The organism is Achromobacter animicus, from assembly GCF_040775605.1.
Taxonomy (GTDB): Bacteria; Pseudomonadota; Gammaproteobacteria; order Burkholderiales; family Burkholderiaceae_B; genus Achromobacter; species Achromobacter animicus.
This window is the reverse complement of sequence record NZ_JAYGJK010000001.1, coordinates 283,596-298,234: the sequence shown is the minus strand read 5'-3', so window position 1 is coordinate 298,234 and position 14,639 is coordinate 283,596. Positions and strand designations below refer to the sequence as shown.

Below are 14,639 nucleotides of genomic sequence, written 5' to 3'. Positions count from 1 at the left end.
GCCCCACTGACGGGCGCCGCGCCGGCTGACGAGCGCGACTATAGCGATGCAACAATTAATGAATCGTTAAGCCTCGCCAAGGCTAGAAGCTGTGCCGCAACCCCAGCGCAATGGTCTGCGGGCTGGCGCCGGCAGTCACGCCAAGTTCATTGATGGCGAAATCGTAGGCCGCGTTCGAACGGTTCTTGATCTTCGAGTAGTACGCATACACGGACGTGCGCTTGGACAAGGGCTGCTCGTAGCCGAGCGTGTATTGGACCGCGCCGGTGTTCTCGCCGCTACGGACATAGCCCACCTGTTGCGTGGACGGCCCGGTGCCGTTGGCGGCGTAGCCGACGGACGCGTTGAGGCTGCCTGAACCCAGCTTCTGCACCAGCGACACGTAGTAACCCTTGCGGCGCAGATCGCCGGTGGGCGTCTGGTAGCGCAGCTGCTCGACGACGAGGTTGATCGTGGTGGTCGGGAACGAATACGAGGCGCCCAGCTTGATGGCATCGTCGTGCGAATCGGCCATCTGGTAGTTCCTGTGCAGCTCATAGGCCGCCACCAGCGCCAGCGGACCTTCCTTGTAGGCCGCGGACCACGAGAAGAGCTGGGGATTGCGCGGCGTCGTCATGCGCTCCTGCGGCAGACCCCAAGTGAAGCCCGCGCTCAGGCCATGCCAGTCGGCCGAGCGGAAATGCAGCGAGTTCTTCTGGCGCCGGTCAAACGAACTGGTGTTCTCGACGTTGCCCGAGCTGGAGGCCGAACCGTTGCCCATCAGCGCCATGTACCCGGCCGTCATCGGGTAGTACGGGTCCATTTTCATGGTCGACTCGGTGTAGGCCGTGTGCCAATTGCCCAGGAAGAACGTGCCGTAGGGCGATGCCAGCCCGAGGCGCGTGTTCCGGCTGGCGATCTCGCCTTGCCCGGTGTTGAGCGCGATGCCGCTTTCGATCTGGAAGATTGCCGAGAGACCATTGCCCAGGTCCTCTTCGCCGCGCAGGCCGAAAACCGACCGGTTGTTCGTCATGCGCGAGCCGGAGCCGGCATTGTCGCCGCCGCTGATCCAGGCGTATTCCAGTGCGGTGTTCAGCCGGCCGTATAGCGTGACGGATGACTGCGCCGTCGCGCTGCCCACGGCGCCACACAGCGCGGCCACCGCGCATCCACCAACCAGAACCCGTTTGCGCGCGTCGCGGCCAACCTTCATCTCATGCTCCTGTGCTTTCCGTGGGAATCCTGCGCGATGAACCCATGGGCACGGGATACGAGCGACCCCGGAACTGCAAGGCAGCACGCAAACCGAAAGACGATACGCGTGCATGCCGTGCCAGCGCCATTCGTCGATGGTATAGGGTGACGAACCTAATGTCGGATTGCGCCCCGGCGGGCGCCATGAAAACCTAGCCACCGCGAAATTAATCGAGGAGAGTGGCATGGCTTCGCGTCGACAAGTCCTGGGAGCGGCGTCTTCGCTGGCTTCAGCGTTTGCGCTCAACAGCATGTGGGCAGGCCGGGCGAATGCCGGGTCGCAGTCCCAAACCGGCACGCCGCTGGCGGACGGCCCCCCGGAAGTGATCTTCTACAACGGCCGTTTCACCACGCTGGACCGCGCCAATCCGGAAGCGGGCGCCGTCGCCGTGAAGGCCGGCAAGTTCGTCGCGGTGGGCAGCGACCGGGAAGTCCTGCGCCTGGCGGGATCGAACACCCGGCTGGTGGACCTGAAAAAGAAGAGCGTCCTGCCCGGGCTCTACGACAACCACACCCACGTCGTGCGCGGCGGCCTGAACTACAACATGGAGCTGCGCTGGGACGGCGTGCGGTCCCTGGCGGACGCCATGGAGATGCTGCGCCGCCAGGTCGCCAACACGCCCGCGCCCCAATGGGTGCGCGTGGTGGGCGGATTCACCGAGCACCAGTTCATTGAAAAGCGCCTGCCGACCATCGAGGAAATCAATGCGGTTGCGCCGGACACCCCCGTGTTCCTGCTGCATCTGTACGACCGCGCGCTGCTGAACGCCGCGGCGCTGCGCGTGGTGGGTTACACCCGGGACACGCCCGACCCCGAAGGCGGTCAGATCATCCGCGATTCGAACGGCAATCCGACGGGCCTGCTGCTGGCCAAGCCCAATGCCACGATCCTGTATTCCACGCTGGCCAAGGGCCCGAAGCTGCCGTTCGACTACCAGCTGAACTCCACGCGCCAATTCATGCGCGAGCTGAACCGGCTGGGCGTCACGGGCGTCATCGACGCCGGCGGCGGCTATCAGAACTATCCGGACGATTACGCCGTCATCCAGAAGCTGGCCGACGACAACCAGTTGACCGTTCGCCTCGCCTACAACCTCTTCACGCAAAAGCCCAAGCACGAGAAGGAAGACTTCCTGAACTGGACGTCTTCGGTCAAGTACAAGCAGGGCGACGATTATTTCCGCCATAACGGCGCGGGTGAAATGCTGGTGTTCTCGGCCGCCGACTTCGAGGACTTCCGCGTCGAACGCCCGGACATGCCGCCGGAAATGGAAGGCGAGCTGGAAGAGGTCGTGCGCGTCCTGGTCCAGAACAAATGGCCCTGGCGCCTGCACGCCACGTACGACGAAACCATCTCGCGGGCGCTGGACGTCTTCGAGAAAGTGCATCGCGACACGCCGCTCACCGGCATCAACTGGTTCTTCGATCACGCCGAGACGATCTCGGACAAGTCGATCGACCGGATCGCCGCGCTGGGCGGCGGCATTGCCGTGCAGCACCGCATGGCTTACCAGGGCGAATACTTTGTCGAGCGCTACGGCGCGAAGGCCGCGCAGGCCACGCCCCCGGTCAAGCGCATCCTGCAAAAGGGCGTGAAGACGTCCGCCGGTACGGACGCCACGCGCGTCGCGTCCTACAACCCGTGGATCTCGCTGTCGTGGATGACCACGGGCAAGACCGTGGGCGGCATGCCGCTGTATCCGCACGAAAACCTGCTGGACCGCGAGACGGCGCTGCGCATGTGGACCGAGAACGTCGCGTGGTTCTCCAACGACGAAGGCAAGCGCGGCCGCATCCAGGTGGGCCAATTCGCCGATCTGATGGTCCCGTCCCAGGACTACTTCACGGTGGCGGACGAAGAGATTTCGTTCCTGACGTCCGACCTGACCGTGGTCGGCGGGCGCGTGGTCTACGGCGCGGGCGACTTCGCCAAGCTCGACGAGAACGCGCCGCCGCCCGCCATGCCCGACTGGTCGCCCACGCGCCTGTTCGGCGGCTATGCCGCCTGGGGCGACCCGGAAGGCGCGGGCCGCAACTCGCTGGACTACAAGCGCTTTGCCGCCGCGTGCGGTTGCGCCAGCGCGTGCGGCCTGCATGGCCACAGCCACGCCAATGCGTGGGCGTCCAGCGTGCCGGCCTCCGACCAGAAGTCGTTCTTCGGCGCGCTGGGCTGCTCGTGCTGGGCCGTGTAAGGGACTGAATCCATGTCGAGCATTTCAACCTCGCTGGCCGGCATCGCGCGCCCCGTTCTTGGGGGCCGCGTTGCCCGCTTTGTCGCCTATCTGGGCTTGTGCGCCGCGTATCTGCAGGGCGGGCTGGTCAAGCTGACCGACTTTCCGGGCGCCATCGCGGAAATGACCCATTTCGGGCTCACGCCCGCGCCGTTCTTCGCCGTGGTCGTGATCGCGCTGGAGATCATCGCCTCGCTCATGATCCTGACCGGCTGGCACCGCTGGATCGGCGCCCTGGCGCTGGCGATCTTCACGCTCCTCGCCACCTTCGTCGCCCTGCAGTTCTGGGAAATGCCGCCCGGCCAGGCGCGCTTCTTCGCCGCCAACTCGTTCTACGAGCACCTTGGGCTGGTCGGCGGATTCCTGCTGGTGATCTGGCAGGACCTGAACGAACGGCGGTAACGACCTCTTTCGCAGTGCCCGCCGCGCTGGCCGCACCGCCGGTCCAACGGGCACTGCGTCTTCCACGCTTACCTTGCACATCATGGAACAGACACCCGTATCTCCCCGATTCACCGGCCTCCTGGGCTTTAACGCGGGATACGTCGATACGGCGGGGTTCCTGGCGTTGAATGGCCTGTTCACGGCGCACGTGACCGGCAACTTCGTCACGCTGGGCGCCGCCTTCGTCCACGGCACGACCGGCGCCTTTGCCAAGCTCCTGGCCTTGCCGCTCTTCTGTGTCGTCGTCGTCCTGACGCGCCTCTTTGCGTCCGGCCTCGCGGCCGCGGACACGGCCATGTCGAAACTCATGTGCGCGAAGGTGCTGCTGCTGGCTGCGGCGGCCGCCGTCCTCATCGCCTACGGCCCGTTTTCCGACAGCGACGCGCCCTTTGCCGTGATGGGCGGCATGCTGCTGGTCGCGGCCATGGGCATCCAGAATGCGATCCAGCGCATGCACCTGGGCAGCGCGCCGCCGTCCACGCTGATGACCGGCACCACCACGCAGGTGATGATCGACCTTGCCGACCTCTGCAAGGGCGTGTCGGGCGAGGCCCGCACGGCCGCCGTCGGCCGCCTGCGCAAGATGCTGCCCGCCCTGGCGGCCTTTGCGTCCGGCTGCGCCATCGCCGCGTTGTTGTACTGGGCGTCGCTCATGTGGTGTTTCGTCCTGCCGCCCGTCGTCGCCGCCCTGGCCACCCTGGGCATCAAGCGCGCCCCCGCCTGACCCTACCTGAAGGGGGGACGCGCCATACCTTCGAACAATGTCGAAATGCGAACGTTTCCCATATCCTGACGTTCTCGTTAAAGCTCGCGGCACAGCGGGCGAATGAGGCATCTTCATGCAGCCAGGCGCTATGCGTCCCCCCTCTGATTCAATCTTCCAGGTGATTTTCATGTCCCAAGCAAAGCTCGAAGTCCTGACCCCGCAGAACAGCCAGATCATCTTCATCGATCACCAGCCGCAAATGGCCTTCGGCGTGCAGTCGATCGACCGCCAGACGCTGAAGAACAACACCGTCGGCCTGGCCAAGGCCGCCAAGGTCTTCGGCGTTCCGACCACCATCACCACCGTCGAAACCGAGTCGTTCTCGGGCTACACCTACCCCGAACTGCTGGACGTGTTCCCCAACCAGAAGGTCCTGGAACGCACCTCGATGAACTCGTGGGACGACCAGAAGGTACGTGACGCGCTGGCCGCCAATGGCCGCAAGAAGGTTGTTGTCGCCGGCCTGTGGACCGAAGTCTGCAACACCACGTTCGCCCTGTGCGCCATGCTGGAAGGCGAGTACGAGATCTACATGGTTTCGGACGCGTCGGGCGGCACGTCCAAGGAAGCGCATGACATGGCCATGCAACGCATGATTCAGGCTGGCGTCGTGCCGGTGACGTGGCAGCAAGTGCTGCTGGAATGGCAGCGCGACTGGGCCCACCGTGACTCCTACGATGCCGTGATGGAAATCGTCAAGGAACACTCGGGCGCCTACGGCATGGGCGTGGACTACGCCTACACCATGGTGCACAAGGCCGGCCAGCGCACGCAGACCGCCCACGACGCCATCGCGCCCGTCGCCGCGCCCGTCATCGCCCGCTGATGCCCCACGGGCCCGCAGCCGCTCTCGCAGCGGCCGCGGGCCTTTTTGCTTTCTTCCGCAGCCTGCCCGCCATGACGACCGCCGACATCCGACCCGCTGACCCAGCCCCGCCTTCCTCTCCCTTCGCCTACTCCGCCTTCACGGTGATCTGGGTGGCTACCGTCCTGTCGAACATCGGCACCTGGATGCACGACGTGGGCGCGGGCTGGCTCATGACCTCGCTGTCGCCGTCGCCGATGTTCGTGGCATTGGTGCAGACGGCGGGCGCGCTGCCGGTCTTCCTGCTGTCGCTCCTGGCCGGCGCGCTGGCCGACACGATGGACCGCCGCAAGCTGTTGCTGATGGTGCAGATCGCGATGGGCTTCATCGCGCTGGCGCTGGGCCTGGTCGTCTGGTTTGGTCTGACCACGCCGTGGGTGCTGTTGGGCTTCACGCTGCTGATGGGCATCGGCACCGCGTTGTCGGCGCCGGCCTGGCAGGCCATCGTCCCCAGCCTGGTGCCGCGTCCTTCGCTGCAGCAGGCCATCGCCACCAACAGCGTGGGCATCAACGTCAGCCGCGCCATTGGTCCGGCGCTGGCCGGCGTACTGATCACCAGCCTGGGCGTGGCGATTCCGTTTTTTGTGAACGCGGTCAGCTTCATCGTGGTTGTGGCCGCACTGATCTGGTGGAAGCCGCCCGCGGCCGCTGAAAAACGCCTGCCGCGCGAGCAGCTGTTTCATGCCATGCGTGCTGGCCTGCGTTTCGCGCTGCACAGCAAGCCGCTCAAATCCACGCTGGTCCGTGCCGTCGCGTTCTTCCTGTTCGCCAGCGCCTACTGGGCCTTGCTGCCGGTCATCGTGCGTCAGGTGTTGCAGGGTGGCGCCTTGCTCTACGGCATCATCCTGGGCTGCGTCGGTGCGGGCGCCGTGATCGGTGCGATGGTGCTGCCGCCGCTGCGCAAGAAGCTGGGCCCGGACCGCAGCGTCATGGCCGGCACGCTGGGCACGGCGCTTACGCTGGTGGTGTTTGCGGTGGTGCCGCATCCCGTGGTGGCCGGCGCGTTCAGCTTTCTGGCGGGCGCGTCGTGGATCATGGTGCTGACCTCGCTCAACGTGTCCGCCCAGGTGGCGCTGCCCGACTGGGTGCGCGCACGCGGGCTGGCGATCTTCGTCACGGTGTTCTTCGGCTCGATGACCGTCGGCAGCATGATCTGGGGGCAGACCGCCGTGCGCGCCGGCGTTCCCACGGCCCTGCTGATCGCGGCCGCGGGCTCGGTCGTGGCGATGCTGCTGACCCGCAAGGCCAAGCTGCAGTTGGGCGCCGACCTGGACCTCGCACCGTCGATGCACTGGCCCGAGCCCCTGATCGGCCAGCACGTCACGCATGATCGCGGCCCGGTGATGATTACCGTGGAATACCTGATCGATCCGGCACGCGGCGCGGACTTCGTGCAGGCCATGCAGCATGCCGGCGCCGAACGCCGCCGCGACGGCGCGTATGCATGGGGCATTTTTGAAGACGCCGCCCAGCCCGGCCGCTACCTGGAATACTTTCTGGTGATGTCGTGGCTGGAGCACCTGCGCCAGCACGAGCGTGTCACCCACGCCGACGAGGACCAGCAGGCGGAAGTGCGCGCCTTCCACATCGGCGACACCCCGCCGCGGGTGTCGCACTTCGTCGCCCCCATCCCGCAATAACGGGCAGCAGGATGAGACCGGCGCTGCCCGCACACACCGTTACAAGCGAAGCATGATTCCTGACTAGAATTGCGCCGACAGGGATTTTGATGCCGCGCGCCGAGAGGCCGCGGCTTAGGTGTGACATGGATAGCGCTCCTCGCTTCGAGGCAGTCAACGGAGCCCGCTTCGAGGTTCTGTGGGTGGATGGCGACCGGGTCTTCGGGCGCGGCGCCTCGAAGCTGGCCGTCTGGCTCAGGCCGAACGACAGCTCGGAGTGCGCGCGGCACCTCCTGGAACAGGAATACGGCCTGCGCGACTACCTGCATCCGGCCTGGGCGGCCGTGCCGACCGAGCTGGCGCGCGTCGGCGGCTCCACCGTCCTGTACCTGCAGGATCCCGGCGGACAACCGCTGGCCATGCACCACTCGCGGGCGATGCCCGCCCCGGCATTTCTCCGCTTCGCCATCGCGGTGTCGATGTCGCTGGGCAAGATGCACAGCGCCGGGCTGATCCATCGGAATCTCAAGCCGGCGCACATTCTGTTCAACGAGCAGGACGGCGCCGCTCACCTGACCGGCTTTTCGTTTTCCACGCCACTCGGCGCCTATCAGACGGCGCCCGCCTCAACGCCGGGCGACATCGTCGGCACCCCGGCCTACATGGCCCCCGAACAGTCCGGCCGCTCCGGCCACCGCGCCGACGCGCGATCCGATCTGTATTCGCTGGGCGTCGTCTTCTACGAAGCCTTGACCGGCGAGCTTCCGTTCCAAGCCGAATCGGCGCTGACCTGGCTGCACAGCCATACGGCGCGCCTGCCCGTGGCGCCCGCCGAACGCAACCCCGGCATCTGCGCCGAGCTCTCGGCCATCGTCATGAAGCTGCTCGAGAAATCGGCGGACGACCGGTACCAGACGGCGGAAGGGCTTGCCGCGGATCTGCAGTGCTGCCTGACCACGCTGACGGCCGGCCCCAGCGCCGCCCCGGACTTCGTGCTGGGCCGCTACGATCACCCCGGGCGCGTGCGCGTGCCGGCCACGCTGTACGGCCGGGGCACCGAGCTGGACATCCTGCTCGGCGCCATGGGCCGGGTGGCGGGATCGGGCCGCGCCGAAGTGGTGCTGATCTCCGGCGAACCGGGCGTCGGCAAGTCCATCCTCATCGAAGAACTGCATCGCGTCGTCGGCAGCCAGTACACCCTGCTCGCCAAGGGCAAGGGCGATCCTCACAGCCACGCCGGTCCCTACGCCGCGCTGGTCGAGGCGGCGCGAGGCCTGCTTCAGGCCGTGCTTGCCAAGAACGAGAGCGATCTGGGCGAGTGGCGCGAAAAGCTGCGCGTGGTGGTCTCCGCGGGCGGCGACAGCTTGCTCGCGTTGATTCCCGAACTGGCGATGATCGTGCCGGACGCGTCGGGCCTGCTGGCCGAAGGCGACGCCAAGGCGCGGTTGCGCCTGGCCTTTCAGCATCTGTTCTGCGCGTTCTCGTCGCCAGGCCATCCGCTGATCCTGTTCCTGGACGACCTGCAGTCGACCGACGCCGCCACGCTGCGCGTCATTGAACAGCTGGCGCAGATGGATCTGCAGAACATCCTGGTCGTGGGCGTGTACCGCGCCGAAGACATAACGCCGCGCCACGCGCTCGCCGCCTTCATTGACAGCCTGCGCGCCAACACGATTCCCCTGACCGAGATTGCGCTCACCAACCTGCACGAGCGCGATTCCGCCCGCCTGATCGCCGATGCGCTGCAAAGCAAGTCGCCGTGGATCGATCCGCTGGTCAGCCTGGTGCAGGCCAAGACGGCCGGCAATCCGTGCTTCATGCTTCGCTTCCTGGCCACGCTTGCGGCCGAGGGACTGCTGCACTACGACCCGCGCCGCCAGCGCTGGATCTGGGATGCGGACGCCATCCGCGAACAGGCCTATACCGACAACGTGGTCGGCATCATCATCCAGCAGGTCGAGCGGTTGCCGGCGGACAGCCGCGAAGCCATTCAACACATGGCCTGCCTGGGACATGACACGTCGCTCGACAAGCTTGCGCTCGCGCTGGACTGGCCGCGACTCGACGTGGCCAGCGCCATGCGCGAATGCGAGCGGCAGAGCCTCGTGTTCCGGACCGGCGACGTGTGCCGCTTTCCGCACGACCGCGTGCAGGCGGCCAGCTATGCGCTGATTCCCGAACGGCAGCGCGCGGCCACGCACCTGGCGATCGGCCGGCGGCTTGCGCAGGACCTCGAACCTGAACAACTGAAGGCGCAGGCATTTGAACTGGTCGACCAGTTCAACCGGGCATGGCAACTGGTGCACAGCCAGGAAGAACGCGTCCGGCTTGCCCATCTGAACGCCCTGGCCGGCGCGCTGGCCAAGGACACCGCCGACTATTCCGCGGCCATCCGATATCTGGAGGCCGCCTCGGCGTTCCTGTCCGACGACGGCAGGCAGCATCAACCGGCGCTGGCCTTCACCATCGAGATCACCCGCGCGGAATGCGAGTTCCGCAGGGGCGCGGTGGCGAGCGCCAAGCATCGGCTGGCCCGGCTGGGAGAGCGCGAGGGGCCATTGCCGGAACTGGCCCGCGTGACACAGTTGCGCGTGGAAGTATTCATGGCGCTAGGCGAGCGGCACGAGGCCATTGACGCCGGGCTGCACTACCTGCGCCGCGCCGGCATCGACTGGACGGATAGCCCGTCCGATGAAGCCGTCTCCAGCGAGTACGCCGAGTTCAATACGCTGCGCGACGGCCGGCCTGCGGCTGCCCTGCTCGGCCTCCCAGAGATGCAGGACGCCGACGCGGAAGGCACGATGGGCGTCCTGACCGCGCTGCTGCCCCCGGCCTGGACGCTCTTTGCGAATCTGCGCGAGCGCGTCATTCTGCGCATGGCCAACCTGAGCCTGCGCCATGGCAATACGGATGCATCCAGCCTGGGTTACGCGTGGCTGGGCATGATCCTGGCCGCGCGCACCGGCGACTACGCAGACGGCTACGCCTTCGGCAAGCTGGGCGTCGATCTGGTCCAGCAGCGCGGACAGGTCCGTTTCAGCGCGCGGGTCTATCAGGTGTTCGGCGGCCAGATCGTGCCGTGGTCGCAGCCCGTCAGCCAGGCGCGCGACCTGCTGCAAACCGCCTTCGAACTGGCCAGCCTGCAGGGCGACTGGACCTATGCGTCCTTCGCGCTGAACAGTATGGTCACGCACATGCTGGCCACCGGCGGCGCGCTGAACACCATCCGCGCCGACGCCAGCCGCGGCCTCGCCTTCGCGCGCAAGGCGGGTCTTGAAGTCCTGGACCGGTATACGTCGCAGCTTCAGCTGACCAAGATGCTGCAGGGTCTCACGACGCAATTCGGCACGCTGGACGACGCCGGTTTCAGCGAGGCTGAATTCGAACGGAAGATCCAGGCCGAGCCCGGCCGGAACGTCACGGCCTGCTGGCACTACCTGCGCAAGCTTCAGGCCCGGGTTTTCGCTGGCGATTTCACCAGCGCCGTGCGCGCCAGCCAGGAAGCCTCCGCGTTCGTCTGGACGTCGCTGGCGTTCATCGAGGAGATGGAATTCCACTTCTATTCCGCGTTGGCCCGCGCCTGGTGTCCCGTACCGGCGTGTCCTTCGGAACGCGCCGCGGCGCTGGCCGCCGTAAAGGTCCATCTTGAGAAGCTCCGTCCGTGGGCCGCATCCAGCCCGTCCAACTTCCAGAGCCAGCAACTGCTGATCGACGCCGAAGTCGCGCGACTGAATGGCGACGTGCTGGACGCGATGCAACGCTACGACGACGCCATCCACTGCGCCAGCGACCACGGCCTCGTGCACGTCGAAGGACTGGCCAATGAATGCGCCGCGCGCTTTTTCGAGGGCCGCGGCCAGCAGCGCATTGCGCACACGTATCTGCAACATGCACGCGCGTGCTACCAGCACTGGGGCGCGTCGGGCAAGGTCAGGCAGATCGACGCCCTGTATCCCACGCTGTTCGTGGACCGCCGCAGCGCCGCGCAGGGCTCCACCATCGAAACCCCGGTAGAAAGCCTGGATCTGGCCACCGTCATCGACATCTCCCGCGCGCTGGCCAGCGCGCTGGACTTGCAGACCTTGCTGGACAAGCTGATGAAGATCGCGCTGGAACAAGCCGGCGCCACGCGTGGCGTGCTTGTCTTGCAATCCGACGGCGAACTGTATGCCCGCGCCATCGCGACCACATCCGGCGATTCCGTGACGATCAGCCAGCGCGCCCAATCGCTGGACGAAGCCGGTCTGCCGCAGCAGATCGTGAACTACGGCTGGCGGACCGGCGAGACCATCGTCCTCGACGACGCGTGGGCGACGGGCGCGTTCACCGGCGACCCGTACGTGCGCGCCGCGCGGCTGCCGTCCGTGTTGTGCCTGTCGTTGACCACCCAGTCCAAATCCATCGGCGTGCTGTACCTGGAAAACACCCTGGCGCGCGGCGTATTCGCGCCGCACCGGACCGCCGTGCTGCGCCTGCTGGCATCGCAAGCCGCCATTGCCATCGAACGCGCGCGCCTGTATCGCGATCTGGCGCAGCGCGAGGCCCGGATACAGCGGTTGGTCGAAGCCAACATCATCGGCATCTGGTTCTGGCGCGACGACGGACAAGTGCTGGAAGCCAATGACCTGTTCCTGTCCATGACCGGCTACGACCGCGAGGACGTGGGCGCGGGCCGGCTGCGATGGACGGCGCTGGTGTCACGCAGCGGCGCTGTGTCGCTGCATGAACTGTTGCTGCGCGAGACCGCCGAGCCGGTCGAGACCGAACTGATCCGCAAGGATGGCCGCCGCGTGCCCGTGCTGCTGGGCTCCGCCCGGTTCGCCGCCGACGACAACCAGGGCGTGTCGTTTGTCCTGGACCTGTCCGAACGCAAGGCGGCAGAGGCCAAGATGCAGCAGATTCAATCGGATCTCGCGCACGTCACGCGCATGACTACCGTCAGCGCGATGACGGCATCCATCGCGCACGATGTCAGCCAGCCGGTGTCGGCCGTGTTGACAGAAGCGCAGGCCGCGCTGAACTGGATTGCGCGCACCCCGCCCAACACCGAAGAAGTCGCCGAGTCCCTGCGCCGCATCGTACGCAGCGGCCAACGTGCCGGTTCAATCATTTCGGGGGTACGCGCGCTGATCAAGAAGGCGCCGGCGGCCTTTGGTCCGATCGAACTGAACGGGCTCGTGAAGGAAACGCTGACGCTGCTGCGCAGCGAGCTCGATTGCAGCGACGTCCAAGTGATCCTGGACCTGGCTGATGGAGCGCTGCACACGTCCGGGGACCGCGTTCAGCTGCAGCAGGTCCTGCTCAACCTGTATGTCAACGCGGTCGACGCCATGAAGCACGAGCCCTCTGCGCGGCAACTGACTGTCGTCACCCGGCTTACCTCAGACGACGAAGTGCTTGTGGAGGTGCTGGATACCGGCAGCGGCATCGACGCGGCGTCGGTGAAGAAACTGTTCGATCCCTTCTTCACCACCAAGACAAAGGGCCTGGGAATGGGTCTTGCCATCTGCCGCGAGATCATCCAGCTGCATCACGGCCAGATGTGGGCGCGGCCCAACAGCCCGGCGGGCGCGGTGTTCTATTTTTCGCTGCCCGCGCAGGCTTGAGTCATTCGCCGTCGCCCGCCTCGGCATCGTCGCGCGAGGCCGGCGCGTGCGCGGCGACGCGCGGATTGACCTTCATGATCATCTGCACCAGCTGGGCAAAGCTGCGCGCCTGCATCTTCCGGTACGCGCTGGCCCGGTGCGCCTTGACCGTCACTTCGCTGATCCCCAACTGCTCGGCGACTTCCTTGTTCAGGCAGCCGGACGCGATCAACTCGATCACCTGCTGCTCGCGCGCGGTCAACGAGCGATAAAGCGCCATGACCTTTTCGAACTCCTGCTCCTTTGCGCGGCGTGCGACGTCCGACTCCAGTGCGCGGTGCACGGAATCCAGCAGCCGCTGCTCGGAAATGGGCTTTTCCAGGAAATCGATGGCGCCGGCCTTCATGGCCTTGACTGTCTGGCGGATATCGCCAAAGCCCGTGACCACCACGATGGGAATGTGATCGCCCAGTTCACGCATACGCGCCTGCAATGCCAGGCCGTCACCATCCGACAATTGCAGATCCAGAATCAGACAGGAAGGCACCGGCGGCCGCGCCGCCGCCTGAAAGGCACTGATCGAGTCGAAGGTTTCGGCGTAGATCCCGATGGACGACAGCAAGCGAAACAGCGAGTCGCTGACCTCGGCGTGATCGTCCACGATGTACACAATCGCAGAGGGCGCGCCGGATTTTTGAATGTTCAACGCTATGACTCCTTGCGGGGCGCGGCGCAATGCTTGCGTCGCATGCCTCATAGGGCAGCCACCAGATACAAATGCTGCGAGTTTAAGCGTTGAGATTTGTCCCCTTTAACTGCGGGCGGCCGGAGCCGCCCTGCAGATTTTCCCGCCAGGAGCCTCACTTCTTCTTTTCGCTAAGGAGATGAAGGGATGCCAAGCCCACCCGCTCATGTGTCCCCGTTAGATGTCCGGCGTGACGGCCTTCGCTGCGGCAGGCTGACGCGCCATCTCGATAAACGCCCGCTGGTAATCCAGGGCGTCGTCCGCCTCGCGCGACCCCAGGAAGATCTGCTTGGGAATACCGCGCGGACCCAAGCGCACCGGCACCAGATCCATCTTGACGGCGTACTCCTCGACCAGCCAACGCGGCAGCGCGGCCACGCCGCGGCCGCTGGCCACCATCTGCAGCATGATGTCGGTGGTCTCGATCGCCTTGTGCCGCTTGGGCGTGACGCCGGCCTTCAAGAGGAACTGGTTGTAGATGTCCAGCCGTTCGATATCGACGGGATAGCTGATGAGCACTTCCTGCGTCAGTTGCTCGGGCTTCACGTAGGAAACCGACGCCAGCGGATGGCCCTTGGCCACGACCAGCACCTGCTCGTAATCAAACACGGGTTCGAACTTCAGCCCCGGCTTGAACAGCGGATCGGGGGTGACCAGCAGGTCGATCTCGTAGCCGAAGAGCGCGCCAATGCCGCCGAATTGGAACTTCTGTTTGACGTCCACATCCACGTCCGGCCACGCGGCCAGATACGGCGCCACCACCTTGAGCAGCCACTGATAGCATGGGTGGCATTCCATGCCGATGCGCAGCGCGCCGCGTTCGCCCTGGGCAAACTGGCCCAGCCGCTCTTCGGCCAGGTCCAGCTGCGGCAGCACCCGGTTCGCCACCGCCAGCAGATATTGGCCCGCCTGCGTCAGGCGCAAACGTCTTCCCTCACGCAGCCAGATATCGGTGCCGAGCTGCACCTCCAGCTTCTTCATGCTGTGGCTCAGCGCCGACTGGGTCAGGTTCAGCACGCCAGCCGCGGCCGTCAACGAACCCTGTTTTTCGACCTGCTGGACGATGCTCAGATGGATACGTTCAAGCATTCTTATGATCTAGATTCATGGATTTGTGAAATAAAACCATTTTACGTCATGGATTTTGATAT

At 65.7% G+C, this 14,639-nt stretch carries 9 protein-coding genes; 6 read left to right on the top strand and 3 right to left on the bottom strand.

What is annotated here, in order from left to right; genetic code table 11:
• Nucleotides 1–82: 82 nt before the first annotated feature.
• Nucleotides 83–1,192, bottom strand: a complete 1,110-nt coding sequence (locus tag AB3147_RS01335) for a porin (protein WP_175137106.1) — start codon at nt 1,190–1,192, stop codon at nt 83–85.
• A 343-nt stretch (nt 1,193–1,535) separates the two neighbouring features.
• Here AB3147_RS01335 and AB3147_RS01330 point away from each other — a divergent pair, with 343 nt between their 5' ends.
• The 6 genes from AB3147_RS01330 (at nt 1,536) to AB3147_RS01305 (ending at nt 12,764) form a co-directional block, all read left to right on the top strand.
• Nucleotides 1,536–3,425 carry an amidohydrolase gene (locus AB3147_RS01330; RefSeq protein WP_367353507.1) on the top strand — a complete coding sequence of 630 codons (1,890 nt, stop codon included), beginning with the start codon at nt 1,536–1,538 and terminating at the stop codon, nt 3,423–3,425.
• Nucleotides 3,426–3,437: 12 nt separating this feature from the next.
• On the top strand, nt 3,438–3,866 hold the full coding sequence (locus AB3147_RS01325) for a DoxX family protein (protein ID WP_367351269.1): 429 nt from the start codon (nt 3,438–3,440) through the stop codon (nt 3,864–3,866).
• An 82-nt stretch (nt 3,867–3,948) separates the two neighbouring features.
• Nucleotides 3,949–4,632 carry a YoaK family protein gene (locus AB3147_RS01320; protein WP_367351268.1) on the top strand — a complete coding sequence of 228 codons (684 nt, stop codon included), beginning with the start codon at nt 3,949–3,951 and terminating at the stop codon, nt 4,630–4,632.
• Between the two features lie 169 nt (nt 4,633–4,801).
• Nucleotides 4,802–5,500: a hydrolase gene (locus AB3147_RS01315; protein WP_218342340.1), complete on the top strand. Its 699-nt coding sequence runs from the start codon at nt 4,802–4,804 to the stop codon at nt 5,498–5,500.
• 71 nt (nt 5,501–5,571) lie between these two features.
• Nucleotides 5,572–7,179: an MFS transporter gene (locus tag AB3147_RS01310; RefSeq protein WP_367351267.1), complete on the top strand. Its 1,608-nt coding sequence runs from the start codon at nt 5,572–5,574 to the stop codon at nt 7,177–7,179.
• Nucleotides 7,180–7,304: 125 nt separating this feature from the next.
• Nucleotides 7,305–12,764 (top strand): trifunctional serine/threonine-protein kinase/ATP-binding protein/sensor histidine kinase, encoded by a 5,460-nt coding sequence (locus AB3147_RS01305; RefSeq protein ID WP_367351266.1) that lies wholly within the window; start codon nt 7,305–7,307, stop codon nt 12,762–12,764.
• Between the two features lies 1 nt (nt 12,765).
• Here AB3147_RS01305 and AB3147_RS01300 read toward each other — a convergent pair whose 3' ends face one another.
• Nucleotides 12,766–13,449 carry a response regulator transcription factor gene (locus tag AB3147_RS01300; protein ID WP_239216539.1) on the bottom strand — a complete coding sequence of 228 codons (684 nt, stop codon included), beginning with the start codon at nt 13,447–13,449 and terminating at the stop codon, nt 12,766–12,768.
• A 216-nt stretch (nt 13,450–13,665) separates the two neighbouring features.
• Complete coding sequence (locus AB3147_RS01295; RefSeq protein ID WP_239216540.1) at nt 13,666–14,577, bottom strand: LysR family transcriptional regulator; 912 nt, start codon at nt 14,575–14,577, stop codon at nt 13,666–13,668.
• Nucleotides 14,578–14,639: the final 62 nt, after the last annotated feature.

Coding starts and splice junctions, on each gene's coding strand:
- AB3147_RS01305 (WP_367351266.1), top strand. CDS start 7,305: ATGGATAGCGCTCCTCGCTTCGAGGCAGTCAACGGAGCCCGCTTCGAG.
- AB3147_RS01310 (WP_367351267.1), top strand. CDS start 5,572: ATGACGACCGCCGACATCCGACCCGCTGACCCAGCCCCGCCTTCCTCT.
- AB3147_RS01320 (WP_367351268.1), top strand. CDS start 3,949: ATGGAACAGACACCCGTATCTCCCCGATTCACCGGCCTCCTGGGCTTT.
- AB3147_RS01325 (WP_367351269.1), top strand. CDS start 3,438: ATGTCGAGCATTTCAACCTCGCTGGCCGGCATCGCGCGCCCCGTTCTT.
- AB3147_RS01295 (WP_239216540.1), bottom strand. CDS start 14,577: ATGCTTGAACGTATCCATCTGAGCATCGTCCAGCAGGTCGAAAAACAG.
- AB3147_RS01315 (WP_218342340.1), top strand. CDS start 4,802: ATGTCCCAAGCAAAGCTCGAAGTCCTGACCCCGCAGAACAGCCAGATC.
- AB3147_RS01335 (WP_175137106.1), bottom strand. CDS start 1,192: ATGAAGGTTGGCCGCGACGCGCGCAAACGGGTTCTGGTTGGTGGATGC.